This window comes from uncultured Serinicoccus sp. (assembly GCF_947487915.1).
Taxonomy (GTDB): Bacteria; Actinomycetota; Actinomycetes; order Actinomycetales; family Dermatophilaceae; genus Ornithinicoccus.
The window spans coordinates 1-17,727 of sequence record NZ_CANKYH010000004.1 but is presented as its reverse complement, the minus strand read 5'-3'; the positions used below and the strand labels follow the sequence as shown (position 1 = coordinate 17,727).

Here is a 17,727-nt window from a genome sequence, read left to right as displayed (position 1 = left end):
ACCACCACGTTGAGCCGGGTGACGCGGATGACTCAGGTCATGGTGACAGCGAGCACCAGGGTCATGCCGGTCACGAGGAGCATGCCGGCCACGAGGAGCATGCCGGCCACGAGGAGCATGCCGGCCACGAGGAGCATGCCGGCCACGAGGGAGACCACAGGCACCCTGCAGGTCCCGAGGAGCCCGACGCCCATGAGGACGCAGAGGGGCACGGAGGCCACGGTGGAGGCGGTGGGCACGAAGGCCACGGCGGAGGCGGTGGACACGAAGGCCACGGCGACCACGGAGGTCACGGCGGCCACGACGGCATGGACATGTCCCCTGGCGGAATCCCTCTGGCGGGGGGCGGGGAGGACAGGGACGGTCTGGAGATGGACGTCCTGAAGGTCCGGCTCGGCCCGGTGCTGCCTTACTGGCCGGCAGGACTGGTGCTGCACTGCTCGCTGCAGGGCGACGTCGTGACCGAGGCACGCGCTGAGGTCCTCGGCGCCGCGGACGAGGCCGGCGACGAGACCGACGCCCGGGCCCGCGCGCTCGACAACATCGTCTCCTTCCTGGCGCTGGCGGGGTGGGAGGATGCCGCGGCCCAGGCACGGACGCTCCGCGACGCGGCACTGGGGGCCGGGGAAGACCCGGTGGACCTGAGGGGCCTTGAGCGGCTCCAGCGCCGGGTGCGTCGTTCACGGCTGCTGCGCTGGTCGTTGAGGGGGTTACGCCCGCTGACCGAGGAGGAGGTCCGCCACCAGGGGCTGCCCGCGGACTCCGCGGGCGATACCTACGACAGGCTGGTCCGCATGGTGGACCGTGCGGCAGCGGCCTCCCGACTCGGCGACCGCCCGGCTGTCCGTGTCGAGCACCTGGGGAAGCTGGTCGTCGGACTGGACCTCGCGGCTGCACGTCTGGTCCTGGCCAGCCTCGACCTCCACGAGCTGCGGGCCCACCACGCCCAGCACGAGGCGGCCCATGGGTGAGCTGGCGTTGGTGCAGAGCCCAGGCGTGCCGGACTCCCCAGTCGTGACCGTGGCGCCCGGCTGGGCGCTGGCCGCGGTGGCCATCCTCGGTGCCCTGGTCCTCGTCGCAGGGATGCTCGACGGCGTCCTGTCAGCACGCTCCAGCGGCGGCCCGGGCGGTGGCGCGAGCGGCGCGGCGCGCCCCTTTGGCGAGGCCGCGCGACTGATGCGGCAACGACGTCGCACCACCGTGCAGGCCGACACCCTTCTGTGGCGCGTCGGCGGGGCAGGGCTGATCGTCACGGCTGCGCTGATGGTGGCGGTGGTCCCGCTGGGGCGGTGGACGATCTTCGACCTGGACGTGGGGGTCATGTGGTTCAACGCCATGGACGTCCTGGTCTGGGCCCTGGTGTGGCTGACCGGGTGGGGCGCCAACTCGGCGCACTCGCTGGTCGGTGGCTACCGCTTCCTGGCGCACGGGCTGGGCTACGAGCTGCCCCTGATGTTTGCGCTAGTCGCTCCGGCGATCGCGGCGCAGAGCCTCAACGTGGGCACGGTCGCCGCAGCCCAGGACGGCCTGTGGTTCGCGGTGTGGATGCCGGTGGCCTTCCTCGTCTACCTGCTCGGGGTCGCGGCCTTCTCGGTATGGGGCCCGTTCGCCCCGGCGCTGGGCAGCGACATCGCCGGCGGCGTGCGGGCCGAGCTGTCCGGGGTGGACCGGCTGGTGTTCGAGACGGGTCGCTACGCCCTGCTGGGGGCCGGTGCGGCGTTCTCGGTCCCGATGTTCCTCGGCGGAGGTGCTGGTCCGCTGCTGCCTGACTGGGCGTGGGTACTGGTCAAGACCCTGGCCGTGCTCTCCTTGCTGGTCTGGCTGCAGCGGCGGTTGCCGGCCTTCCGGCCCGACATGTTCATGGAGGTGGGCTGGATGGTGCTGCTCCCGGCCGTGCTGGTCCAGGACCTGCTCGTCGCCGTCATCGCCGTCTGGAGGGCCTGAGCGTGGTCGCAGACATCGCCTTCTGGGGCCTCGGTCTGGTCGCCGTGATCAGCGGCGCCGCGGTCTTCTACGTCGACTCGATGGCCCGCGCCACGTACGCGCTCGCACTGTCCTTTATCGCCGTGGGCCTGCAGGTGCTGTTCCTGCAGCAGAACTACGTCGGCGTGGTGACCGTCCTGATGATGGTCATGGAGATGGCCGTCATGGCCGTCTACATGGTCATGTTCATGGGCATGAACCCCGCCCTGATGCCGATGAGCATGGTCCACAGCAACAGAACGGCCGTCGCGACAGCGGTCCTCACCTTCGGGGTGCTGGCGGCCGGCATCCTCCTGGTGGACTGGCCCGCCCGCCGCGGCAGCCCACCACCGGAGGTCACCGTGGCCCTCGGCGAGGCCCTCATGGGCCCGAAGATGCTCGTGATGGCCGTGATCAGCCCGGTCATGGTCGCCACCATCGTGGCCGGCGTCGTGCTCGCGGCGCACCGCACCCGGTACGACCGGTTCGGCGACGACCTGAAGCAGCGCGCCCCCGAGGACCCTCAGCCCGGAGGTGTGGGCCGATGACCCTGGAGGCGACCCTGCTCATCGCCGCAGCCGTCTTCTCCGTCGGCCTGTACGGCGCGATCTCCCAGCAGGTCGTGGTGATGGTGATGATGGGCCTGGAGCTGATGATCAACGCGGTCATCCTGGCCGCTGCCGGGTTCTGGTGGTTCCTGGCGCCCGCCCCGACCGGCCAGGTCCTGCTCCTGGTGATCATCGCGGCGATGACCCTGGAGATGGCCATGGGCTTCGCGGTCGCCACCCTGCTGCACCGGGAACGCCAGGCAGACATGACCGACATGGCCACGGACCTGACCCGATGAGCCCGCCGATGGCCCAGGCCGCTCTCTGGCTGCTCGTGCTGCTGCCCGCGGTCGTCGGCGGCGCACTGGCCCTCTCGCGTCTGGAGCGTGCTGCGGTCCCGATGTCCCTGGCCACAGCCGGTCTGACCGCGGTCCTGTCGCTGTTCGTGGCCCTGGCCCGACCGCAGGTGTCGGTGCCCTTCATGGCCGGCAGCGACCTGGCCCTCGGCGTGGACGCGCTGTCGGCACTGGTCGTGCCGACCGTGGCGGTCGTCACCCTGCTGGTGCTGCTCTTCGCAGCGGGTGAGATCCAGCGGTCCCGGGCACGGTTCCACGGGCTCATGCTCATCTTCGCCTCCAGCGCGCTCCTGACCGCCACCGCGCAGACGCTGCCAGCGCTGCTGCTCGCCTGGGAGGTCATGGGCGCGACGTCGTTCGCGCTGATCGGGTTCTGGTGGCGCGAGCAGCACCGGGTCTCCGCCGGGATGACCGCTTTCATGACCACCCGCGCGGCCGACCTGGGTCTCTACCTCGCGGCCGGCGCGGCTCTGGCCGGTGGAGCGGGGCTGGCCCTGGCCGACCTGCCCGGGAGCAGCGAGGGGTGGCGGCACGTGGTGGCGGCCGGTGTCCTCGTCGCGGCGCTGGGCAAGGCGGCGCAGCTGCCGTTCTCGTTCTGGCTGTCCCGGGCGATGGAGGGCCCGAGCCCGGTCAGTGCGCTGCTGCACTCGGCCGCGATGGTCGCCATGGGCGGCTACCTGCTGCTGCGGACCGAGCCGTTGCTCGCCTCCACGGGCTGGGCCGCCCCGGCCGCGGCCTGGACCGGCGCGGTGACCGCGTTGCTGCTCGGGGCGGTCGCGCTGGCCCAGCAGGACCTCAAGCAGCTGCTCGCGGCCTCCACCTCGGCCCAGCTGGGGTTCGTGGTGATGGGCGCCGGGCTGGGCTCGGTCGGCGGCGGTGCGGCACACCTGGTGGCGCACGCCTCCACCAAGGCGCTGCTGTTCCTGGCCGCCGGCGCCTGGCTCACCGCGCTGGGCACCAAGCACCTGACCGGCCTGCGGGGGGTCGGCCGGCGCTGGCCGCTGGTGGGGTGGGCCAGCACGCTCGGGGTGCTCTCGCTGGCCGGGGTCGCACCCCTGGCCCTGTGGGCCACCAAGGACGCCGTCCTGGCCGCGGCCCTGGCGCGCTCACCCTGGTTGTATGCCGTGGGACTGGCCGCCGCCGCCCTGTCGGCCGCCTACGCCGGCAAGATCCTGGTCGTCCTGTGGCGGCCCGTCCCTGCCGCGGAGCGCGCCGTGGTCGAGGGGCACCTCGACGAGGAGGAGCGCGGCACGGGCCGCGTCGGAGTGCTCGAACGCGCACCGATGGTCGTGCTCGCCGCGGGTGCGCTGGTCCTCGGTCTGCTCGCGCTGCCACCGGTGGGCGACACGCTCGCCCGCGCGCTCGGGGAGGAACCGCTGCACCCCACCCTCGTGGAGATGCTCACCTCGGCGGGGATCGCGCTGGCCGTGCTGGCGCTCGTCTGGTGGCGTCCAGCGCCCCGCCCCGGGTGGGCGCAGGACTGGCTGGGTCTGGAGCCGGCGACCCGGGCTCTCGTCGTCCGGCCGACCCTGGCGCTGGCACAGGCGGCGGCGCACTTCGACGACCACGCTCTGGACCGGGCCGTGACCGGGTCCGCGGCGGGCGCCCTCGGTCTGGCGCGCCGGGCAGCGGGGTTCGACGACCGGGTGCTCGACGGCGCCGTGGAGTCCGTCTCCCGGGCGAGCATGGAGGCGGCCCAGCGGGCCGGGCGCGCGGACGACCGGTGGCTCGACGGCGCCGTGGAGCGGCTCGCGGCACGGGTACGCCAGCTCGGCCGGCTGGCGCGACGCCCGCAGAGCGGACAGCTGCACCACTACTACGTCCAGGCCGTCGCGGTCCTCGCGGTCGGCGTCCTGCTCCTGCTCACGGTGAGGTGAACGTGCTCAGTCTGATCGTCTTCCTGCCCCTGGCCGCCGCGCTGGCTCTGATGGCCCTGCCACGGCTGGGCGACGGGGCGGCACGGTGGGCCTGGGTGGCCGTGGCCGCCGCAGACGTTGCCCTCGTCGCTGCGCTGTGGCTGGCCTACGAGCCACCGGCCGCAGGTCGACTGGCGTTCGAGGAACGCGCCCAGTGGATCCCTGGGGTGAACAGCAGCTACCACGTCGGGGTGGACGGGCTGTCGCTGCCCCTGGTGGCGATGACGACGGTGGTCTTCCTGGCCTGCGCGGTCTTCGCGCTGCGCAGCGGCGACCGGCCGAGGACCCAGGCGGCGCTGTTCCTGTTCCTGCAGAGCGTGAGCCTGGGTCTGTTCGTCGCCGCCGACCTGATCCTGTTCTTCCTCTTCTTCGACCTGTCCATCGTCGGCATGTACTTCGTGATCGCCGGGTGGGGACACGGGGATGCGGGCCGGTCGGCGATGAAGTTCTTCCTCTACACCTTCCTGGGCTCCCTAGCCCTGCTCGCCGGTTTCATCGGCCTCTACGTCGCTGCCGACCCGCACACCTTCGACATGGTGGAGCTGGCCGAGCAGACCCCGCTGGAGGGGTCCTCGACCGCCGGGGCGTGGGTGCTGGCCGCGATCCTCCTCGGGCTGGCCGTCAAGACGCCCACGGTGCCGTTCCACACCTGGCTGCCCCCGGCGCACACCGACGCCCCAGCCATCGGCTCGGCCGTCCTGGCCGGCGTCCTGCTCAAGATGGGCACCTACGGGTTCGTCCGGATCGCGATGCCGATGCTGCCGGAGGCGTGGCGGGCGTGGGCCTGGGTGATCGTCGTCGTCGGCATCGTCTCCGTCGTCTACGGCGCCCTGGTCGCGCTAGCCCAGACCGACTTCAAGCGCATGGTCGCCTACACCTCGGTCAACCACATGGGCTACGTCGTGCTGGCCGTCGGCGCCGCCGGGATCGTCGCCGACGACACCGTGCAGGCGCGGTCCGTGGCGGTCACCGGTGCCGTCACCCAGATGGTCAGCCACGGCCTGGTCACCGCCGCCCTGTTCCTGATCGCCGGCGTGATGTGGGAGCGGGCCGGCACCTACGACATGGGCGCCTACGGCGGTCTGGCCGACCGTGCCCCCAGGCTCGCGGCGCTGTTCGCCGTCGGGGCGTTCGCCTCGCTCGGCCTGCCCGGCCTGTCCGGCTTCATCGCCGAGTTCCAGATCTTCACCGGCAGCATCGCCGCGGCACCGGTCACCGCGGTCGCGCTGCTGGGCATCCTCATCACCGCCGCCCTGTTCCTACGGGCGCTGCAACGCATCTTCACCGGCGCCACCCAGGGCGCCTCCGTCGGTTTCGGTGACCTGCGCCCGGCCGAGCTGTGGGCCATCGGGCCGCTGCTGGCACTCTCGCTGCTCATCGGGGTCCTCCCCCGCCTGCTGCTCGACGTGATCGAGCCCGCGGCGCAGGTCCTCGTCCAGCTCGTCGGGAGGTAGACCGCGGTGGAGTCCATGGCCATGCGGCCGGCCCTGCTCGCACCGGAGATCGTGCTGTTCCTCGGTGGGCTCGCGGCCCTGCTGGGCGGGTCGTTCCTGGCGCGGACCCGCCAGTGGGTCACCCGTGCCGTCGCCGCGGCCGCCCTGCTGGTCGCGGCCGCCCTGGCCGCCCTGGACCTGCCCGGCCCGGCGCAGGTGGCGATGGAAGGCACCTTCACGGTCGACACCACCACGGGGGTCGCCCGGGTCGTCGCCGCGCTCGGCACCCTCGTCGTGCTGGCGCTGGCCTCCGACGAGATCGCCGGCACCCCGCGGGAGAGCGAGACCTACGCGCTGCTGCTGTTCTCCACCACCGGCACCCTGATCCTGGCCGGTGCGAACGACCTGCTCGTCGTCACCGTCGGGTTCCTGCTGGCCAGCGTCCCCCTCTACGGCCTGATCGGGATCGCCCGCACACCCCTGGGCGCCGAGGCCGCGATGAAGACCTACCTGCTGGGTGCCCTCTTCGGCATCCTGCTGCTGACCGGGGTCACGCTCCTCTACGGCGTGACAGCCACCACGTCCTACGCCGAGCTGACCGACCGGCTCGCCGACGCACCGGCAGGCGTGGTCGCCGCCGGCGTCGTGGCGGTGCTGGGCGGGCTGCTGTTCAAGGCCGGAGGAGCACCCGCGCACTTCTGGGTCCCCGACGCTGCCCAGGGTGCCGGCGGGACCGTCGCGGCGTTCCTCACCACCGTGCCCAAGATCGGGGCCGTGATCGCGGCATACCGGCTCGTCGAGCTGCTTCCCGACACCCTGGCCTGGCCGTTGCTGGTCGCGCTGCTGGCCGTGGCCAGCATGACGCTGGGCAACCTCGCCGCCTACTGGCAGACCGACCCGCGACGCCTGCTGGGCTGGTCCACGGTCAGCCAGGTCGGCTACCTGCTCGTGCCGGTCGCGGTCGCCGGACGCAGCGACCTCGCCCTGCCCTCGCTGCTGCTCTACCTCGCCGGCTACACCGTCACCAACCTCTCGGCGTTCGCGGTCACCACCGCCTTCCCCCAGCGGCGCGAGCTGCGCTCCTACCGGGGCATGGGCAGAGCCCATCCGTGGCTGGGCGCAGCCCTGGTCGTGGCGCTCCTCGGCCTCGTCGGCACCCCGCCCACCGTGGTCTTCGTCGGAAAGTTGACCACCACCGCCGCGGCCTGGGACGCCGGGTACGCCTGGTTGGCCGTGCTCGTCCTCGTCAACACCGTCGCCAGCCTCTTCTACTACCTGCGCTGGATCGCGCCCCTCTACACCCACCAGGAGACAGCGGGGCACCACCAGCAGGACGCCGGCACAGAAGGCCGGTGGTCGCGCAGCGCTGCGATCGGGACCGCAGCGCTGAGCCTTCTCCTCGGCATCGGAGCCGGAGCCCTCTGGGCCACCTTCTCCCTGTGACCCGGCTGCCTCGCACCGGCCGGTTCCGCTCGCGACCCGTCTCCCCCAGGTCTACCGTCGGGAGGTGGCCAGCTCCCGGCCGGCCCTGCACCAGATCCAGACGCCGGCACCGATGCCGGCCATAAGAGAAGGAGCAACACGATGACCCACCACGTGACCACGATGCTGCAGACCTACCCCAAGGACCTGGGGTCGATCGACCAGCACAAGCTCGCCGAGTGCATCGAGGCGTGCTTCGAGTGCGCCCAGACCTGCACCGCCTGCGCGGATGCGTGTCTGGCCGAGGACATGGTGGCCGACCTGGTCACCTGCATCCGCAAGAACCTGGACTGCGCCGACGTCTGCGCCGCGACCGGCAACGTCCTGTCCCGGCAGACCGGGAACAACGTCGAGACCACCCGGGCGGCGCTGGAGGCCTGCCGCACCGCGTGTCGGGCCTGCGCCGAGGAGTGTGAGCAGCACGCGCAGATGCACGAGCACTGCCGGGTGTGCGCAGAAGCCTGCCGACGCTGCGAGACCGCGTGCGCCGAGCTCCTCGCCAGCCTCAGCTGAACCAGCAGGAGCTTCATACCTCCAGCGCCCGGACTTCCTCTCGGGACACCCCATCCCGCCCGGTACAAGGACCGGGCATCGTACAGAAGGAGAACGACGTGAAGACTGCGATACAGAACCGCCGACGCACCGGTTCCTTCCTGACCGCCCTGGCTGTGGCCCTCGCCCCGGTGGCCGGTGTGGCGGTCGCAGCCGCCCCGGCCGCGGTCGCGGATGCCCCGGCGAGCTCGGAGCAGGCGGAACGGTTCGAGGTCGACTTCCTCACCGGGATGATCGACCATCACCACATGGCCGTCATGATGAGTCAGATGTGCCTGGAGAAGGCTGTCCATGACGAGCTGATCGCCACCTGCGAGGACATCATCGCCACGCAGACCGCGGAGATCGAGACCATGCAGGGCTGGCTCATGGACTGGTACGGCCTCGAGCACATGCCCGACATGACGGGGATGGAGTCGATGCACCGCCTCCACGACCTTGACGGGGAAGAGTTCGAGATCGCGTTCATGCGCTCGATGATCCGGCACCACTGGGGAGCGGTCCGGGAGGCGGAGAAGTGCCTCGACCGGGCCGAGCACGAGGACCTGCTGGCCATGTGCGAGGAGATCAAGAGCGTCCAGCTCGGCGAGATCGAGATGATGCAGACGTGGCTGCAGGAGTGGTATGGCCTGCCCGGCGGCCGCCCGACCAGTACCGCCTAAGACAGGCCTCCTCGCACGCCGTGCCCGCCGACGTCGCTGGGCGGGCACAGCCCCAGGCGGGTCCGCGTAGGACAACCACGGGCGAACGACACCCGCACGCGACAGCTGGCTTCAGAAGCGTGGTTCGTGGTGGTGGTCATCCGCGTAGGCGACGAACACCTCCTTAGCATCACCACCGGTAAGCAGGAAGTTGTCGTCGAGCTCGGAGCTGAGCTGGTCGATGGCCAGTGCCAGCTGCCGCCCGCTGCGTCGAACCACCGCCTCGGAGGATGCCAGGGCCTCGTCGCGCAGCCTCAGGGCGTAGGGAAGCTGGCGTGCCAGCGCCAGGTCGGGGTCACGTTCCTGGAAGTAGAAGCCCTCGGTGTGCTGGGCGAAGTCGATCCCCACCGTGACCACCTCCGCCGCGAGGGTGTCCAGGACCCGGGTGAGGACGGCGGGGTCGGCGTCGTCCACGCTGCCTGCCCAGTCGCTGTCGGCCAGGCCCTTGAGCTCGAGAGCGAGCGCGCGGCGGCGGGACAGCGGCGGGTAGATTTGGGTGAACCACGTCAGGGCGGCGGTGAGCAGAGCGAAGCCGGTGAGGGCCTGCAGGGGCGAGGCGGTCCTGACCCACAGGTCGGTCGCCACCATGTCCCCGTAGCCCAGCGTGCTCAGCGTGACGGCCGACAGGTAGACAGCCTCCAGGGCGTCAGGGTAGTCCGAGGGGTCCACGCCGGAGGAGTACATGAACCCCTCGGGGACGTGCGGCGGGTCAAGCCCACCCGAGCAGTTGCAGCAGCACCCACACCAGGATGACCGCGACCATCGCCAGGGGTCCCACGGTGGAGCCGAGGCGGTGCCCGGTCGCCTTCGAGACTTTCCACATCCCGGTCAGCACCATCCGGCTCAGACGTCCCTGGCCGGTGGGGTGCAGCAGGGTGTGGAACATGTCGTGCAGACCGACGCCGATCACCACGATCCCGGCGAGGGTCATCACGACCCCCATCACGATGTGCCTCTCAAGGAGTACCCCCGAACTCGGGGACGGGGCGCTGCTCGGCCTCCTGGTCGGTGGTGACCACGCCGTTGCTCTCGATGTCGTCGACGAGCCACTTCATCTCGGCGATCTCCTTGCGCTGGGCCTCGATGATCTCGTCGGCCAGCTCGCGCACGCGCACGTCGTCGATGTCGGCGCGCTCGCTGGTGAGGATGGCGATCGAGTGGTGCGGGATCATCCCGTTCATGTAGGCCTGGTCGTCGACCAGGGTCTGGGAGCGGGACAGCCACAGCGCGGTCAGGCCCAGGACGAGGGCGCCGGCGATGATTGCCAGGTTGACCCTGACGTTCTTGTACATCATCCCCCACATGAAGCCGAGCATGATGATGGCCATCGCCGAGCCCATGAGCAGGGCCATGTAGAGCCGTTCCTCGCTGAACGTCATGTGCGACCAGGTGAAGGCGTTGGTGTAGGTCAGCAGGAACATCGTCACCGTCGAGGTGGTGATCATGCCGGCGAAGATCAGGTACATCTTGCGCTCGTGCTTCTTGTGCTGCTCGTGGTCCTGCGCGGACCGGCCGTGCTGGTCGTGCTCGGTGTGCTGGCCCTGGTCGTGCTCGGACATCGGCGGTGCCTCCTCGGCTCGTGGGTACGTGCAGGGGTATGCGGTCAGGCTAGGTGCTTCTCAGGCGTCGGGCTCCTCGAGGCGTCGACGCCGGGCCCGGTAGTCCTCCTCGTCGATCTCACCGCGGGCGTAGCGCTCGTCGAGGATCCGGCGCGCCGCGGGCTGCCCGGCGGCCGCGGTCGGCTCGTCCGCCTCGTGCGCCGGCGGCTGGTCCACCGGCGCTGGCGGGCGTGAGCGGTCTGCGCCGGAGCGGACCAGCAGCGCCACCACGGCGACGGTGGCGATGATGACCAGGGGCCACAGGACCCACATCCAACCCATGCCTGCTCCCCAGCCGTTGCCCATCATCGTTCTCTCCTCTCCTTCGTGGTCGGTCGGTCCGGACGTCGCAGGGTCACTCGGCCTCGATCGTGCCCATCATGCCGAGGTCCTCGTGGTCGAGGATGTGGCAGTGGTAGACGGTCCGTCCGCCGAAGTCGGCGAACCGGACGCGCACGGTGACACTGCCGCCGGCCGGGACGTTGACCACGTCGAGCCACAGCACCTCCTCGGGAGCCTGCCCGTCGACGTCGAGCACCTGCATGGGCCAGACGTGCAGGTGGAAGGGATGGTCCATGGGGCCCACGTTGCCGATGGTCCACTCCTCGACCGTGCCCAGCCGCACCCGCTGGTCGACGCGGTCAGGGTCGAAGGACCGGCCGTCGATGGTGAGATCCATCATCCCGCCCGGTCCACGGCCGCCCCCGCCCATCATCCCGCCGCCCATGGACATCTCCATGGTCAGCTGCCGGCGCCGGTCGACCTGCGCGTCCCGCAGGTCGGCCAGCAGCCCGTCGGGACCGGGGGCCGCCCCCGCGCCGCCGTCGCCGGCCTCACCGGCCGAGGGCCCCCCGCCCCCGCGTACGTCGAGGCTGGCCAGGACCCGTTCGGAGTCCTCCGGGCCCACGGCGCCGCCCATCATCCCGCCCATCATCTGGCCGCGGTCCACGGGCACGGCGACCAGCTCGGTCCTGCCCTCGGCCAGGTCGACGAGCACGTCCATCCGGTTGCCCGGGGCCAGGACGATTTCCTCCAGGGCCACCGGCGTGGGGAGGCGGCCGACGTCACGGCCGACCACTCGCGCGGAGCTGCCCTCGCCGGACAACCGCAACGACACGAAGCGGGAGGAGCAGGCGTTGACCACCCGCCAACGCTCCCGATCGCCCCCCCGTGCCGTCAGGACCGGCTCCACCTGGCCGTCGAGCAGGAGCAGCTCACCCTCGCGGCCCATCATCCGCTCGGGCATCGAGGGGCCGACGACGGACCCGTCCTGGGAGAGGGTGATGTCGGAGACGACCAGCACCCGTTCGCGGTCGACGGCCGGCGGGTCGTCCTCCTCCACGACGATGGCGCCGTAGAGCCCGGCGAACAGCTGGTCGGCCACGCTGCCGTGGTGGTGGGGGTGGTACCAGTAGACCCCCGGCGGGTGGTCCTTCGGCAGCTGGTACTCGTACTGACGGCTCGCGCCGGGCTCGACCTCGACGAAGACGTTGTCGCCGTCGCCCTCGGGGGTCACGTGCAGCCCGTGCACGTGCAGGTTGGTCACGTGGTCCAGCTGGTTGTCCAGCTCGATCCGCAGCAGGTCCCCGGGGCGCAGCCGCAGGGTCGGACCCGGCACGCCGCCGTTGTAGCCCATCGTGGTGGCCGACCGCCCCGCCACCTCGTGCGTGTCGACGCGGGCCTGGAGCTGCACGTCCAGGCGCCCGCCGCCGCTGGCCAGCACCTCCGGCTCCACCAGCTCACCCCCCGGATCGCCGGGCGCACCGGGCGTGGTCAGCTCACGCCACAGGCCCGTCCCACCTATCACGGTGGTGGCGAGACCCAGTCCACCCATGGTCAGCGCCGTGCGCCGGCTGACCGGTCTCATGACTCCTCCTCGCGCCCGGCCAGCACAGCCCGGCGATGCTCGTACTCCTGCGTGCTCAGCTCCCCGGCCGCGTAGCGCTCGTCCAGGATCCGCCGGGCGCTCGACCCATCAGCAGGTGCCGTGTCCTCGGTCCGGTCCCGGCGGGACCGACCCGGAACGCCGGCCCCGGTCGGTCCGTGAACCAGGCCGCCGGCGAGGACCCGCGCCAGCGTGTAGGCCAGCAGCGCGATGCCACCGATGAGCAGGGCTGTGAATACCCAGGTCACGGCTCCATCCTCCTCTCACCACCGGCACGGCTGCATGCCGTCTCGGGGTTCACAACCCCTTGTGCAGCTGCTCCATGTGCTCGATCTCGGCCTCCTGGTCGGTCACGACCTGCTCGGCGAGCTCCTGCACGTCGGGGTGCTGCCCCTCGTCCAGGGCGGTCTGTGCCATCGTGACGGCGCCGCGGTGGTGCTCGATCATCAGCTCCAGGAACCGGGCGTCGAACGCCTCGCCGGACAGGCCCTCGAGCTCAGCCATCGCCTCCTCCTGGGTCATCCCGTCCATCTCCATACCGCTGGTGTCGCCGTGGCCCATCCCGGCCATGTCGTCCTCGGAGGCGGCCGGTTCACCCCACTGCTGCAGCCAGGACTGCATGAGCTCGATCTCCGGGCCCTGGGCCGCCTCGATCTGTGCGGCCAGCTCCTGCACCTCGGGCGTGACCGCCTGCTCCTGGGCCAGCTGGGCCATCTCGATCGCGCCCTCGTGGTGGACGATCATCATCTGCGCGAACATCGTGTCCGCCTCGTTGTGCTCCTGGGCGGCCTGCTCACCGTCCGTCGTGGAGGCGGCGGTGGTGCCGCCGCCTGCGGGCTCGGTGGAGTCGCCGCAGCCGGCGAGGAACGCGGTCAGCGCCAGGGCGCCGGTCGCGAGGCGAAGGCGAGAGGTGTTCATCATCGGGGCCAGCTCCAGAGGTCGGGGGACGGTGCCCCCTGAGTAAACGTGACCATGCAGCGTCATTCCAGCCCGGAGGGGGTCCCTTCAGGAAACCTTCATCGAACCGACGTCGGACCTTCGTCACACGGGTCAAGGCGCTCACAGGCGCGAGGTGGCCTCGCGCAGCAGGTCGTCGGGGTCGAGCCACATCGAGGGGTAGTTCCCCTGCCACCGCTGCACGCCGTCGGCGTCGACGAGGACGAACCCGTGCCCGGGCAGCCCGGCGTGCATGCCCTTGCCGAGCGTGCCGTAGGCCTGCGAGACGGTCCCGTCGTCGAGCAGGTATGGCGTGCTCACGCCGAAGGTGTCGAGGTCGGCCTGGATCTGGGCGGCGGTGTTCATCACGATCGGCAGGACGACGATGCCGGCGTCGGCAAAGCCACGGTTCTTCTCGATCTCGGCCATCTGCTGGGTGCACGACCCGCACCCGGCGCCCTCGTTGAAGTAGAGGATGACCGGGCTGCCCCGGTAGTCGGCCAGGGACGCGCTCTGCCCGGTGGTCGTCGGCAGCGTGAACCCGGGCGCCGCGTCGCCGCTGACCTCGTTGGTCGTCGGCCGGGCCTGCCACAGGCCGAAGGTCACCACGGCCACGAGGACGAGCAGCCCGGCCAGCCCCAGGAGCCGTCGGCGCCGCTCGGTGTGCTCCTGACGTTGCTGCTCGAGCCGGATCCGGGCGACGTGCGCCTGACGCCGCGCTTGCTGGGTCTTGGTGCTCATGGTTGCTGCGCTCCTTGTCCTGGTGCGCCCGTGTGCTCGTGGCACGCGTGCGTGGGTGCATCGTCGGCGGTTCCGTCGGCGGTTCCGTCGGCGTCCGTGGTCGTCCTGCGTTTCCGGTCGCGCAGCGTGAACCACACGAACGACGCGGCAAGGGCGAGCAGGCCCAGCCCGAGCAGGGGTTCGGGCACGGGCGCGACCCGGCCGAGGACCTGCTCGGCGGTCCGGGTGACCCCGTCGCTCGCGAGGCGCTGGAACCAGGTGGCGTTGCCGGTCATGGTGGTCGACCCCGCCAGCGAGATGACGGCGACCCCCATGGCGACGAAGGCCAGTGCGACGGCCACGTTGACGGTGTTCGTGTGCAGCGTCCGTCCCGCAACGCTCCACCGCAGCGGCCTGGCCCGCCCCCAGCGGCGCTCCCCCAGCCCGGCTGCGTCCCAGGCCAGCGCCATGACGAAGAGCGGCAGCACCATGCCGAAGACGTACGCCATACCCAGCAGCGCTCCGCCGGCGGCGCTGCCGGACAGCGCCGAGAGGGTCATCACGCCGGCCAGGACCGGGGCGCAGCAGCTGGAGGCGATCCCCGAGAAGACGCCCAGGCTGAAGAACGTCGCCGAGTCCCCCCGGGCGGTGTCCGGGGCGCGCAGCACCGAGGGCATCGACCACATGCGCCCGGACAGGGCCAGCAGACCGAGCCCGATCATGAGCAGCCCGCCGGCCCAGTACAGCTGCACGTGGTACCTCGCGATCGCTCCGGCGATCAGGCTGACACCGAGGGTGATGGGCACCAGGACGAGGGCGAGCCCGGCGGCGAAGACGAAGGTGAGCGGCAGCAGGCGCCACCTGTTGTTCTTCACCGCCGCGGCCAGGTAGGCCGGGGCCAGGAAGACGATGCAGCACGGGGCGAAGAGCGCGACGGCACCGGCGAAGAAGGCCGCCAGGATGCTGCCCGTGGCCAGCAGCTCGGTGCCCATCAGCGCACCTTGCCCGACCGCAGCGCAGCGTCCAGGCGGCGCCGGGAGAGGCGCCCGTGACCCAGCGGGCGGCCGTCGAGGAGCACCAGCGGGAACATGGCTGGTCGGTGCGTGGCGACCAGCGCGCGCCCCTCGTCAGACTCCACGGCCACCACCTCCAGGGACAGCTCGCCGCACCCTGCGCGACGGCTCAGCTCCTGGTGCGCGTCCTCGCACAGGTGGCACGCCGTGGTGGTGAGCAGGGTGGCTCGCGGCACGGGCTGGGCGTCCCTGGACCGACCGGTGGTGGCCCGCGCGTCGGTGACGCGGTTCATCGGCGGGTGCCGTGCTGCATGAACAGCATCATCGCCGCCATCATGCCCAGGCACGCCAGGGCGTAGACGATGGCACCGAACCCTGCTGAGCCGCTGAGGATCAGCAGACCCACGATCAGCAGCATGGGCACGCACATCAGCCACATCGCCCACGCGTGCCTGCCGTGCCCGTGCGGAGCCTGGGCAGGGTGCTCGTGGTGAGGTGTCGTCACGGTCGGCAGCGGCGGGACGCCGCTGCCGCTGTCGCGTGGTCCGTTCGCGGGACCATGAGGGAACTGGGTCATTTCCGGGCTCCTCGACTCGTGGTGGTCCTGCCAGGCTCCTGCGCACGGGTTGCTGTTTCAGAACGCGGATGATGAAGTTTTGGTCAAGGTCGGTCGTCCACCCGGTGCGTGAGACGCCGGTGCAGGGAGGTCGCCCGCTTGGACGATGTCGCACGGCGCCCACACCGAAGCCGAGGCGGACCGGAGAACTGTGGTCATCCGGTGATCTCCGACGGCGTTCCACACCTTCTCCGCCGTCGGCGGGGTGCGCTCATCGCCCTGGCCGCGCAGCGGCTCAGTCAGCGGCCGGCCACGGCCAGGAAGACGCGTTCAGATGGCGCCGGGGGGGGATTCTCGGCGCCCTGTTCAACGGGCTCTTCATGGCCCTCATGGCCGGCTACCTGCTGTGGATGGGTGCCATGTGGCTCTTCGAGCCGGTCGAACTGCCCACAACGGTGCTCAGCGACACCAACGGCGTGGAGGACCTGCACCATGTGCGGGCGTGGAGCCCGACGTCCGGGCGGACGGTCTTCTCCGACGCGCCTGCAGGTGACCGACGCTGCGGACACAGACCGGGTGCGGCAGGAGGCACCACACACCAGTTCACCGGCCCTCGACGGGGACTTCTCCACCCTGCAGGTCGGGCAGGCATGCCGGTACGAGCATGGCTCCGCCGACACACCGACATCGCCAGGCGCCCGCGGTCGGAGGGCTGAAGACGCCTCCTGAGTCAGCCGATGCGGCCGTACCAGACGTTGTTCGACAGCAGCGGTCCGTACCGCACGTCGGTGCTGGGGTTCATCGCCTCGTAGGTCATGCCGTTCCCGGCATAGATGCCCACGTGGTACCAGTCGTTGTAGAAGATGAGGTCGCCCGGCTGAGGGTCGGAGACCGGGGTGACCGCGGCTTTCTGGCCGGCCACTGTGCGGGGGATGTCGATCCCGGCCTGCTTGAAGACCCACCAGGTGTAGGCCGAGCAGTCGAACGCCTGGGGAGGAGTGCCGTAGAGCACGTAGGGGTAGCCGACGTAGCTGGCGGCGATGTCGAACAGGGATCCTCCGACCGCGGGCGCGGGCGCCGCCTGCGGCTGCGTCTGTTCGGTGGCCTGCTGCTGCACCGGTTCGGGTTGCTGCAGGGCCGCTTCGGGGGTGGCCTGCTGCGCCTCGCTGTGAAGGTTCTCGTCCTGCTCGGCGGGCTGCGGCTGGGGCGTGGTGGTCGGCTCGACGGGCTCGGGGTCGGCGGTCTGCACCTCGAGCGTGGTGCCGGTGAAGGTGGAGTCGGCCAGCAGGGTGGTGACCGAGGCGGCCTCGCCCTCGGGCGCCGACCGGGCTTCGCTGCGGTCCGCGGCCGACTGCTCGCGCAGCTCGTCCAGGGATGCGCTGCGCAGGCTCGTCTGCGCGGCCCCGGCGGGGCGAGGGTCCTGGCGGTCGGTGCCGGGCAGGATGACCGCGCCGGACGCCTCACCGGTCAGGTCATCCGCCTGCTCCGCTGTCGGCGGGTTGAGGGTGCTTGCGCCGGCGGTGGCGACCGTGCCGGCGACCAGGCCGCCGACCATGAGTGCGGCCGTGCCCCCTCGTGGGGCGGAGCGGGATGCGCGGTGCTTGGCACGGTGCTGGGGGGTGAATCGCCCCGGGTTTCGTGGAGGCTCGGTTAGGTGGTTCGGACCTCGGTGAGGACCGGGTTCTTACGGTAGTGCTCGCTGTGCAGGGTTGCCCAGTGGTTGGTCTCGAACTCGGAGGGTGGGACCAGCCCGATCTCGCCGTGAAGCCGTCGGTGGTTGTACCAGTCGACGTACTCGGCGACCGCGACCTCGACATCGACGACCGACTTCCAGCCGCCCTTCGGTCGCATGACGGGGTTGCGGATGCACTCGGCCTTGAACAGCGAGTTGAGCGCCTCGGCCATCGCGTTGTCATACGAGTCGCCCTTGGACCCGACCGAGGCGACGGCCTCGGCCTCGACGAGGCGCTCGGTGTAGCGAATCGCTCGATATTGCACGCCGCGGTCGCTGTGATGGACCAGCCCGGTGACGTCCTGGCCAGCGCGTTGGCGGGCCCACAGCCCCATGT

At 71.2% G+C, this 17,727-nt stretch carries 23 protein-coding genes; 9 read left to right on the top strand and 14 right to left on the bottom strand.

What is annotated here, in order from left to right; translation table 11 throughout:
- Positions 1 to 32: 32 nt before the first annotated feature.
- Positions 33 to 302, bottom strand: coding sequence for a hypothetical protein (locus Q0795_RS05445; protein WP_075812211.1), 270 nt, complete (start codon positions 300 to 302; stop codon positions 33 to 35).
- A gap of 69 nt (positions 303 to 371) precedes the next feature.
- On the opposite strand from Q0795_RS05445, the gene Q0795_RS05440 reads away from it, so the two are divergent.
- The 9 genes from Q0795_RS05440 to Q0795_RS05400 all read left to right on the top strand — a co-directional run bounded on the left by Q0795_RS05440 (position 372) and on the right by Q0795_RS05400 (position 8,911).
- The gene (locus Q0795_RS05440; RefSeq protein ID WP_134773242.1) at positions 372 to 971 is read left to right on the top strand and encodes a hypothetical protein; all 600 of its coding nucleotides are present in this window, start codon (positions 372 to 374) and stop codon (positions 969 to 971) included.
- A 25-nt stretch (positions 972 to 996) separates the two neighbouring features.
- The gene (locus tag Q0795_RS05435) at positions 997 to 1,944 is read left to right on the top strand and encodes a complex I subunit 1 family protein (RefSeq protein ID WP_058889692.1); all 948 of its coding nucleotides are present in this window, start codon (positions 997 to 999) and stop codon (positions 1,942 to 1,944) included.
- Positions 1,945 to 1,946: 2 nt separating this feature from the next.
- Entirely contained in the window at positions 1,947 to 2,510 is a 564-nt protein-coding gene (locus Q0795_RS05430) for an NADH-quinone oxidoreductase subunit J (RefSeq protein ID WP_075812213.1), read from the top strand.
- Positions 2,507 to 2,809 (top strand): NADH-quinone oxidoreductase subunit K, encoded by a 303-nt coding sequence (locus tag Q0795_RS05425; protein WP_075812215.1) that lies wholly within the window; start codon positions 2,507 to 2,509, stop codon positions 2,807 to 2,809. The genes Q0795_RS05430 and Q0795_RS05425 overlap by 4 nt, the downstream gene beginning before the upstream one ends.
- An 8-nt stretch (positions 2,810 to 2,817) precedes the next feature.
- Positions 2,818 to 4,743, top strand: coding sequence for a proton-conducting transporter membrane subunit (locus tag Q0795_RS05420; protein ID WP_298887653.1), 1,926 nt, complete (start codon positions 2,818 to 2,820; stop codon positions 4,741 to 4,743).
- A gap of 2 nt (positions 4,744 to 4,745) precedes the next feature.
- Positions 4,746 to 6,236: a NuoM family protein gene (locus tag Q0795_RS05415; protein ID WP_075812219.1), complete on the top strand. Its 1,491-nt coding sequence runs from the start codon at positions 4,746 to 4,748 to the stop codon at positions 6,234 to 6,236.
- Between the two features lie 15 nt (positions 6,237 to 6,251).
- Entirely contained in the window at positions 6,252 to 7,658 is a 1,407-nt protein-coding gene (locus Q0795_RS05410; RefSeq protein ID WP_202817147.1) for an NADH-quinone oxidoreductase subunit N, read from the top strand.
- A gap of 141 nt (positions 7,659 to 7,799) precedes the next feature.
- A complete protein-coding gene (locus tag Q0795_RS05405; RefSeq protein ID WP_298887647.1) occupies positions 7,800 to 8,210 on the top strand; it encodes a four-helix bundle copper-binding protein in 411 nt (136 codons plus the stop codon).
- Between the two features lie 98 nt (positions 8,211 to 8,308).
- Entirely contained in the window at positions 8,309 to 8,911 is a 603-nt protein-coding gene (locus Q0795_RS05400) for a DUF305 domain-containing protein (RefSeq protein ID WP_298887644.1), read from the top strand.
- Positions 8,912 to 9,022: 111 nt separating this feature from the next.
- On the opposite strand, the gene Q0795_RS05395 is transcribed toward Q0795_RS05400, so the two are convergent.
- The 13 genes from Q0795_RS05395 to Q0795_RS05335 all read right to left on the bottom strand — a co-directional run.
- Positions 9,023 to 9,634: a potassium channel family protein gene (locus Q0795_RS05395; protein WP_298887641.1), complete on the bottom strand. Its 612-nt coding sequence runs from the start codon at positions 9,632 to 9,634 to the stop codon at positions 9,023 to 9,025.
- 25 nt (positions 9,635 to 9,659) lie between these two features.
- Positions 9,660 to 9,896, bottom strand: a complete 237-nt coding sequence (locus tag Q0795_RS05390; protein ID WP_298887636.1) for a hypothetical protein — start codon at positions 9,894 to 9,896, stop codon at positions 9,660 to 9,662.
- 10 nt (positions 9,897 to 9,906) lie between these two features.
- A complete protein-coding gene (locus Q0795_RS05385) occupies positions 9,907 to 10,509 on the bottom strand; it encodes a DUF305 domain-containing protein (protein WP_083673486.1) in 603 nt (200 codons plus the stop codon).
- Positions 10,510 to 10,569: 60 nt separating this feature from the next.
- Positions 10,570 to 10,857, bottom strand: coding sequence for an SHOCT domain-containing protein (locus Q0795_RS05380; RefSeq protein WP_075812225.1), 288 nt, complete (start codon positions 10,855 to 10,857; stop codon positions 10,570 to 10,572).
- Between the two features lie 46 nt (positions 10,858 to 10,903).
- Positions 10,904 to 12,415, bottom strand: coding sequence for a multicopper oxidase family protein (locus tag Q0795_RS05375; protein ID WP_298887624.1), 1,512 nt, complete (start codon positions 12,413 to 12,415; stop codon positions 10,904 to 10,906).
- Positions 12,412 to 12,681, bottom strand: a complete 270-nt coding sequence (locus tag Q0795_RS05370; protein WP_075866998.1) for an SHOCT domain-containing protein — start codon at positions 12,679 to 12,681, stop codon at positions 12,412 to 12,414. Before Q0795_RS05370 ends, Q0795_RS05375 begins: the two co-directional genes overlap by 4 nt.
- 49 nt (positions 12,682 to 12,730) lie before the next feature.
- Positions 12,731 to 13,354 carry a DUF305 domain-containing protein gene (locus Q0795_RS05365; protein ID WP_298887613.1) on the bottom strand — a complete coding sequence of 208 codons (624 nt, stop codon included), beginning with the start codon at positions 13,352 to 13,354 and terminating at the stop codon, positions 12,731 to 12,733.
- Positions 13,355 to 13,492: 138 nt separating this feature from the next.
- Positions 13,493 to 14,110 (bottom strand): peroxiredoxin, encoded by a 618-nt coding sequence (locus tag Q0795_RS05360; protein WP_075812231.1) that lies wholly within the window; start codon positions 14,108 to 14,110, stop codon positions 13,493 to 13,495.
- Positions 14,107 to 15,081: a cytochrome c biogenesis CcdA family protein gene (locus Q0795_RS05355; RefSeq protein WP_075812233.1), complete on the bottom strand. Its 975-nt coding sequence runs from the start codon at positions 15,079 to 15,081 to the stop codon at positions 14,107 to 14,109. The genes Q0795_RS05360 and Q0795_RS05355 overlap by 4 nt, the downstream gene beginning before the upstream one ends.
- Positions 15,081 to 15,395 carry a glutaredoxin family protein gene (locus Q0795_RS05350; protein ID WP_298887601.1) on the bottom strand — a complete coding sequence of 105 codons (315 nt, stop codon included), beginning with the start codon at positions 15,393 to 15,395 and terminating at the stop codon, positions 15,081 to 15,083. The genes Q0795_RS05355 and Q0795_RS05350 overlap by 1 nt, the downstream gene beginning before the upstream one ends.
- Positions 15,392 to 15,520 (bottom strand): hypothetical protein, encoded by a 129-nt coding sequence (locus tag Q0795_RS05345; protein ID WP_298887598.1) that lies wholly within the window; start codon positions 15,518 to 15,520, stop codon positions 15,392 to 15,394. Before Q0795_RS05345 ends, Q0795_RS05350 begins: the two co-directional genes overlap by 4 nt.
- 868 nt (positions 15,521 to 16,388) lie before the next feature.
- A complete protein-coding gene (locus Q0795_RS05340) occupies positions 16,389 to 17,213 on the bottom strand; it encodes a C40 family peptidase (RefSeq protein WP_298887595.1) in 825 nt (274 codons plus the stop codon).
- A gap of 95 nt (positions 17,214 to 17,308) precedes the next feature.
- Positions 17,309 to 17,727: integrase core domain-containing protein (locus Q0795_RS05335; protein WP_298887592.1), on the bottom strand; the 419-nt coding region annotated here is incomplete at its 5' end.

Coding starts and splice junctions, on each gene's coding strand:
- Q0795_RS05440 (WP_134773242.1), top strand. CDS start 372: ATGGACGTCCTGAAGGTCCGGCTCGGCCCGGTGCTGCCTTACTGGCCG.
- Q0795_RS05425 (WP_075812215.1), top strand. CDS start 2,507: ATGACCCTGGAGGCGACCCTGCTCATCGCCGCAGCCGTCTTCTCCGTC.
- Q0795_RS05420 (WP_298887653.1), top strand. CDS start 2,818: ATGGCCCAGGCCGCTCTCTGGCTGCTCGTGCTGCTGCCCGCGGTCGTC.
- Q0795_RS05410 (WP_202817147.1), top strand. CDS start 6,252: ATGGCCATGCGGCCGGCCCTGCTCGCACCGGAGATCGTGCTGTTCCTC.
- Q0795_RS05405 (WP_298887647.1), top strand. CDS start 7,800: ATGACCCACCACGTGACCACGATGCTGCAGACCTACCCCAAGGACCTG.
- Q0795_RS05395 (WP_298887641.1), bottom strand. CDS start 9,634: ATGTACTCCTCCGGCGTGGACCCCTCGGACTACCCTGACGCCCTGGAG.
- Q0795_RS05385 (WP_083673486.1), bottom strand. CDS start 10,509: ATGTCCGAGCACGACCAGGGCCAGCACACCGAGCACGACCAGCACGGC.
- Q0795_RS05380 (WP_075812225.1), bottom strand. CDS start 10,857: ATGATGGGCAACGGCTGGGGAGCAGGCATGGGTTGGATGTGGGTCCTG.
- Q0795_RS05375 (WP_298887624.1), bottom strand. CDS start 12,415: ATGAGACCGGTCAGCCGGCGCACGGCGCTGACCATGGGTGGACTGGGT.
- Q0795_RS05365 (WP_298887613.1), bottom strand. CDS start 13,354: ATGATGAACACCTCTCGCCTTCGCCTCGCGACCGGCGCCCTGGCGCTG.
- Q0795_RS05360 (WP_075812231.1), bottom strand. CDS start 14,110: ATGAGCACCAAGACCCAGCAAGCGCGGCGTCAGGCGCACGTCGCCCGG.
- Q0795_RS05355 (WP_075812233.1), bottom strand. CDS start 15,081: ATGGGCACCGAGCTGCTGGCCACGGGCAGCATCCTGGCGGCCTTCTTC.
- Q0795_RS05350 (WP_298887601.1), bottom strand. CDS start 15,395: ATGAACCGCGTCACCGACGCGCGGGCCACCACCGGTCGGTCCAGGGAC.
- Q0795_RS05345 (WP_298887598.1), bottom strand. CDS start 15,520: ATGCTGCTGATCGTGGGTCTGCTGATCCTCAGCGGCTCAGCAGGGTTC.
- Q0795_RS05340 (WP_298887595.1), bottom strand. CDS start 17,213: ATGGTCGGCGGCCTGGTCGCCGGCACGGTCGCCACCGCCGGCGCAAGC.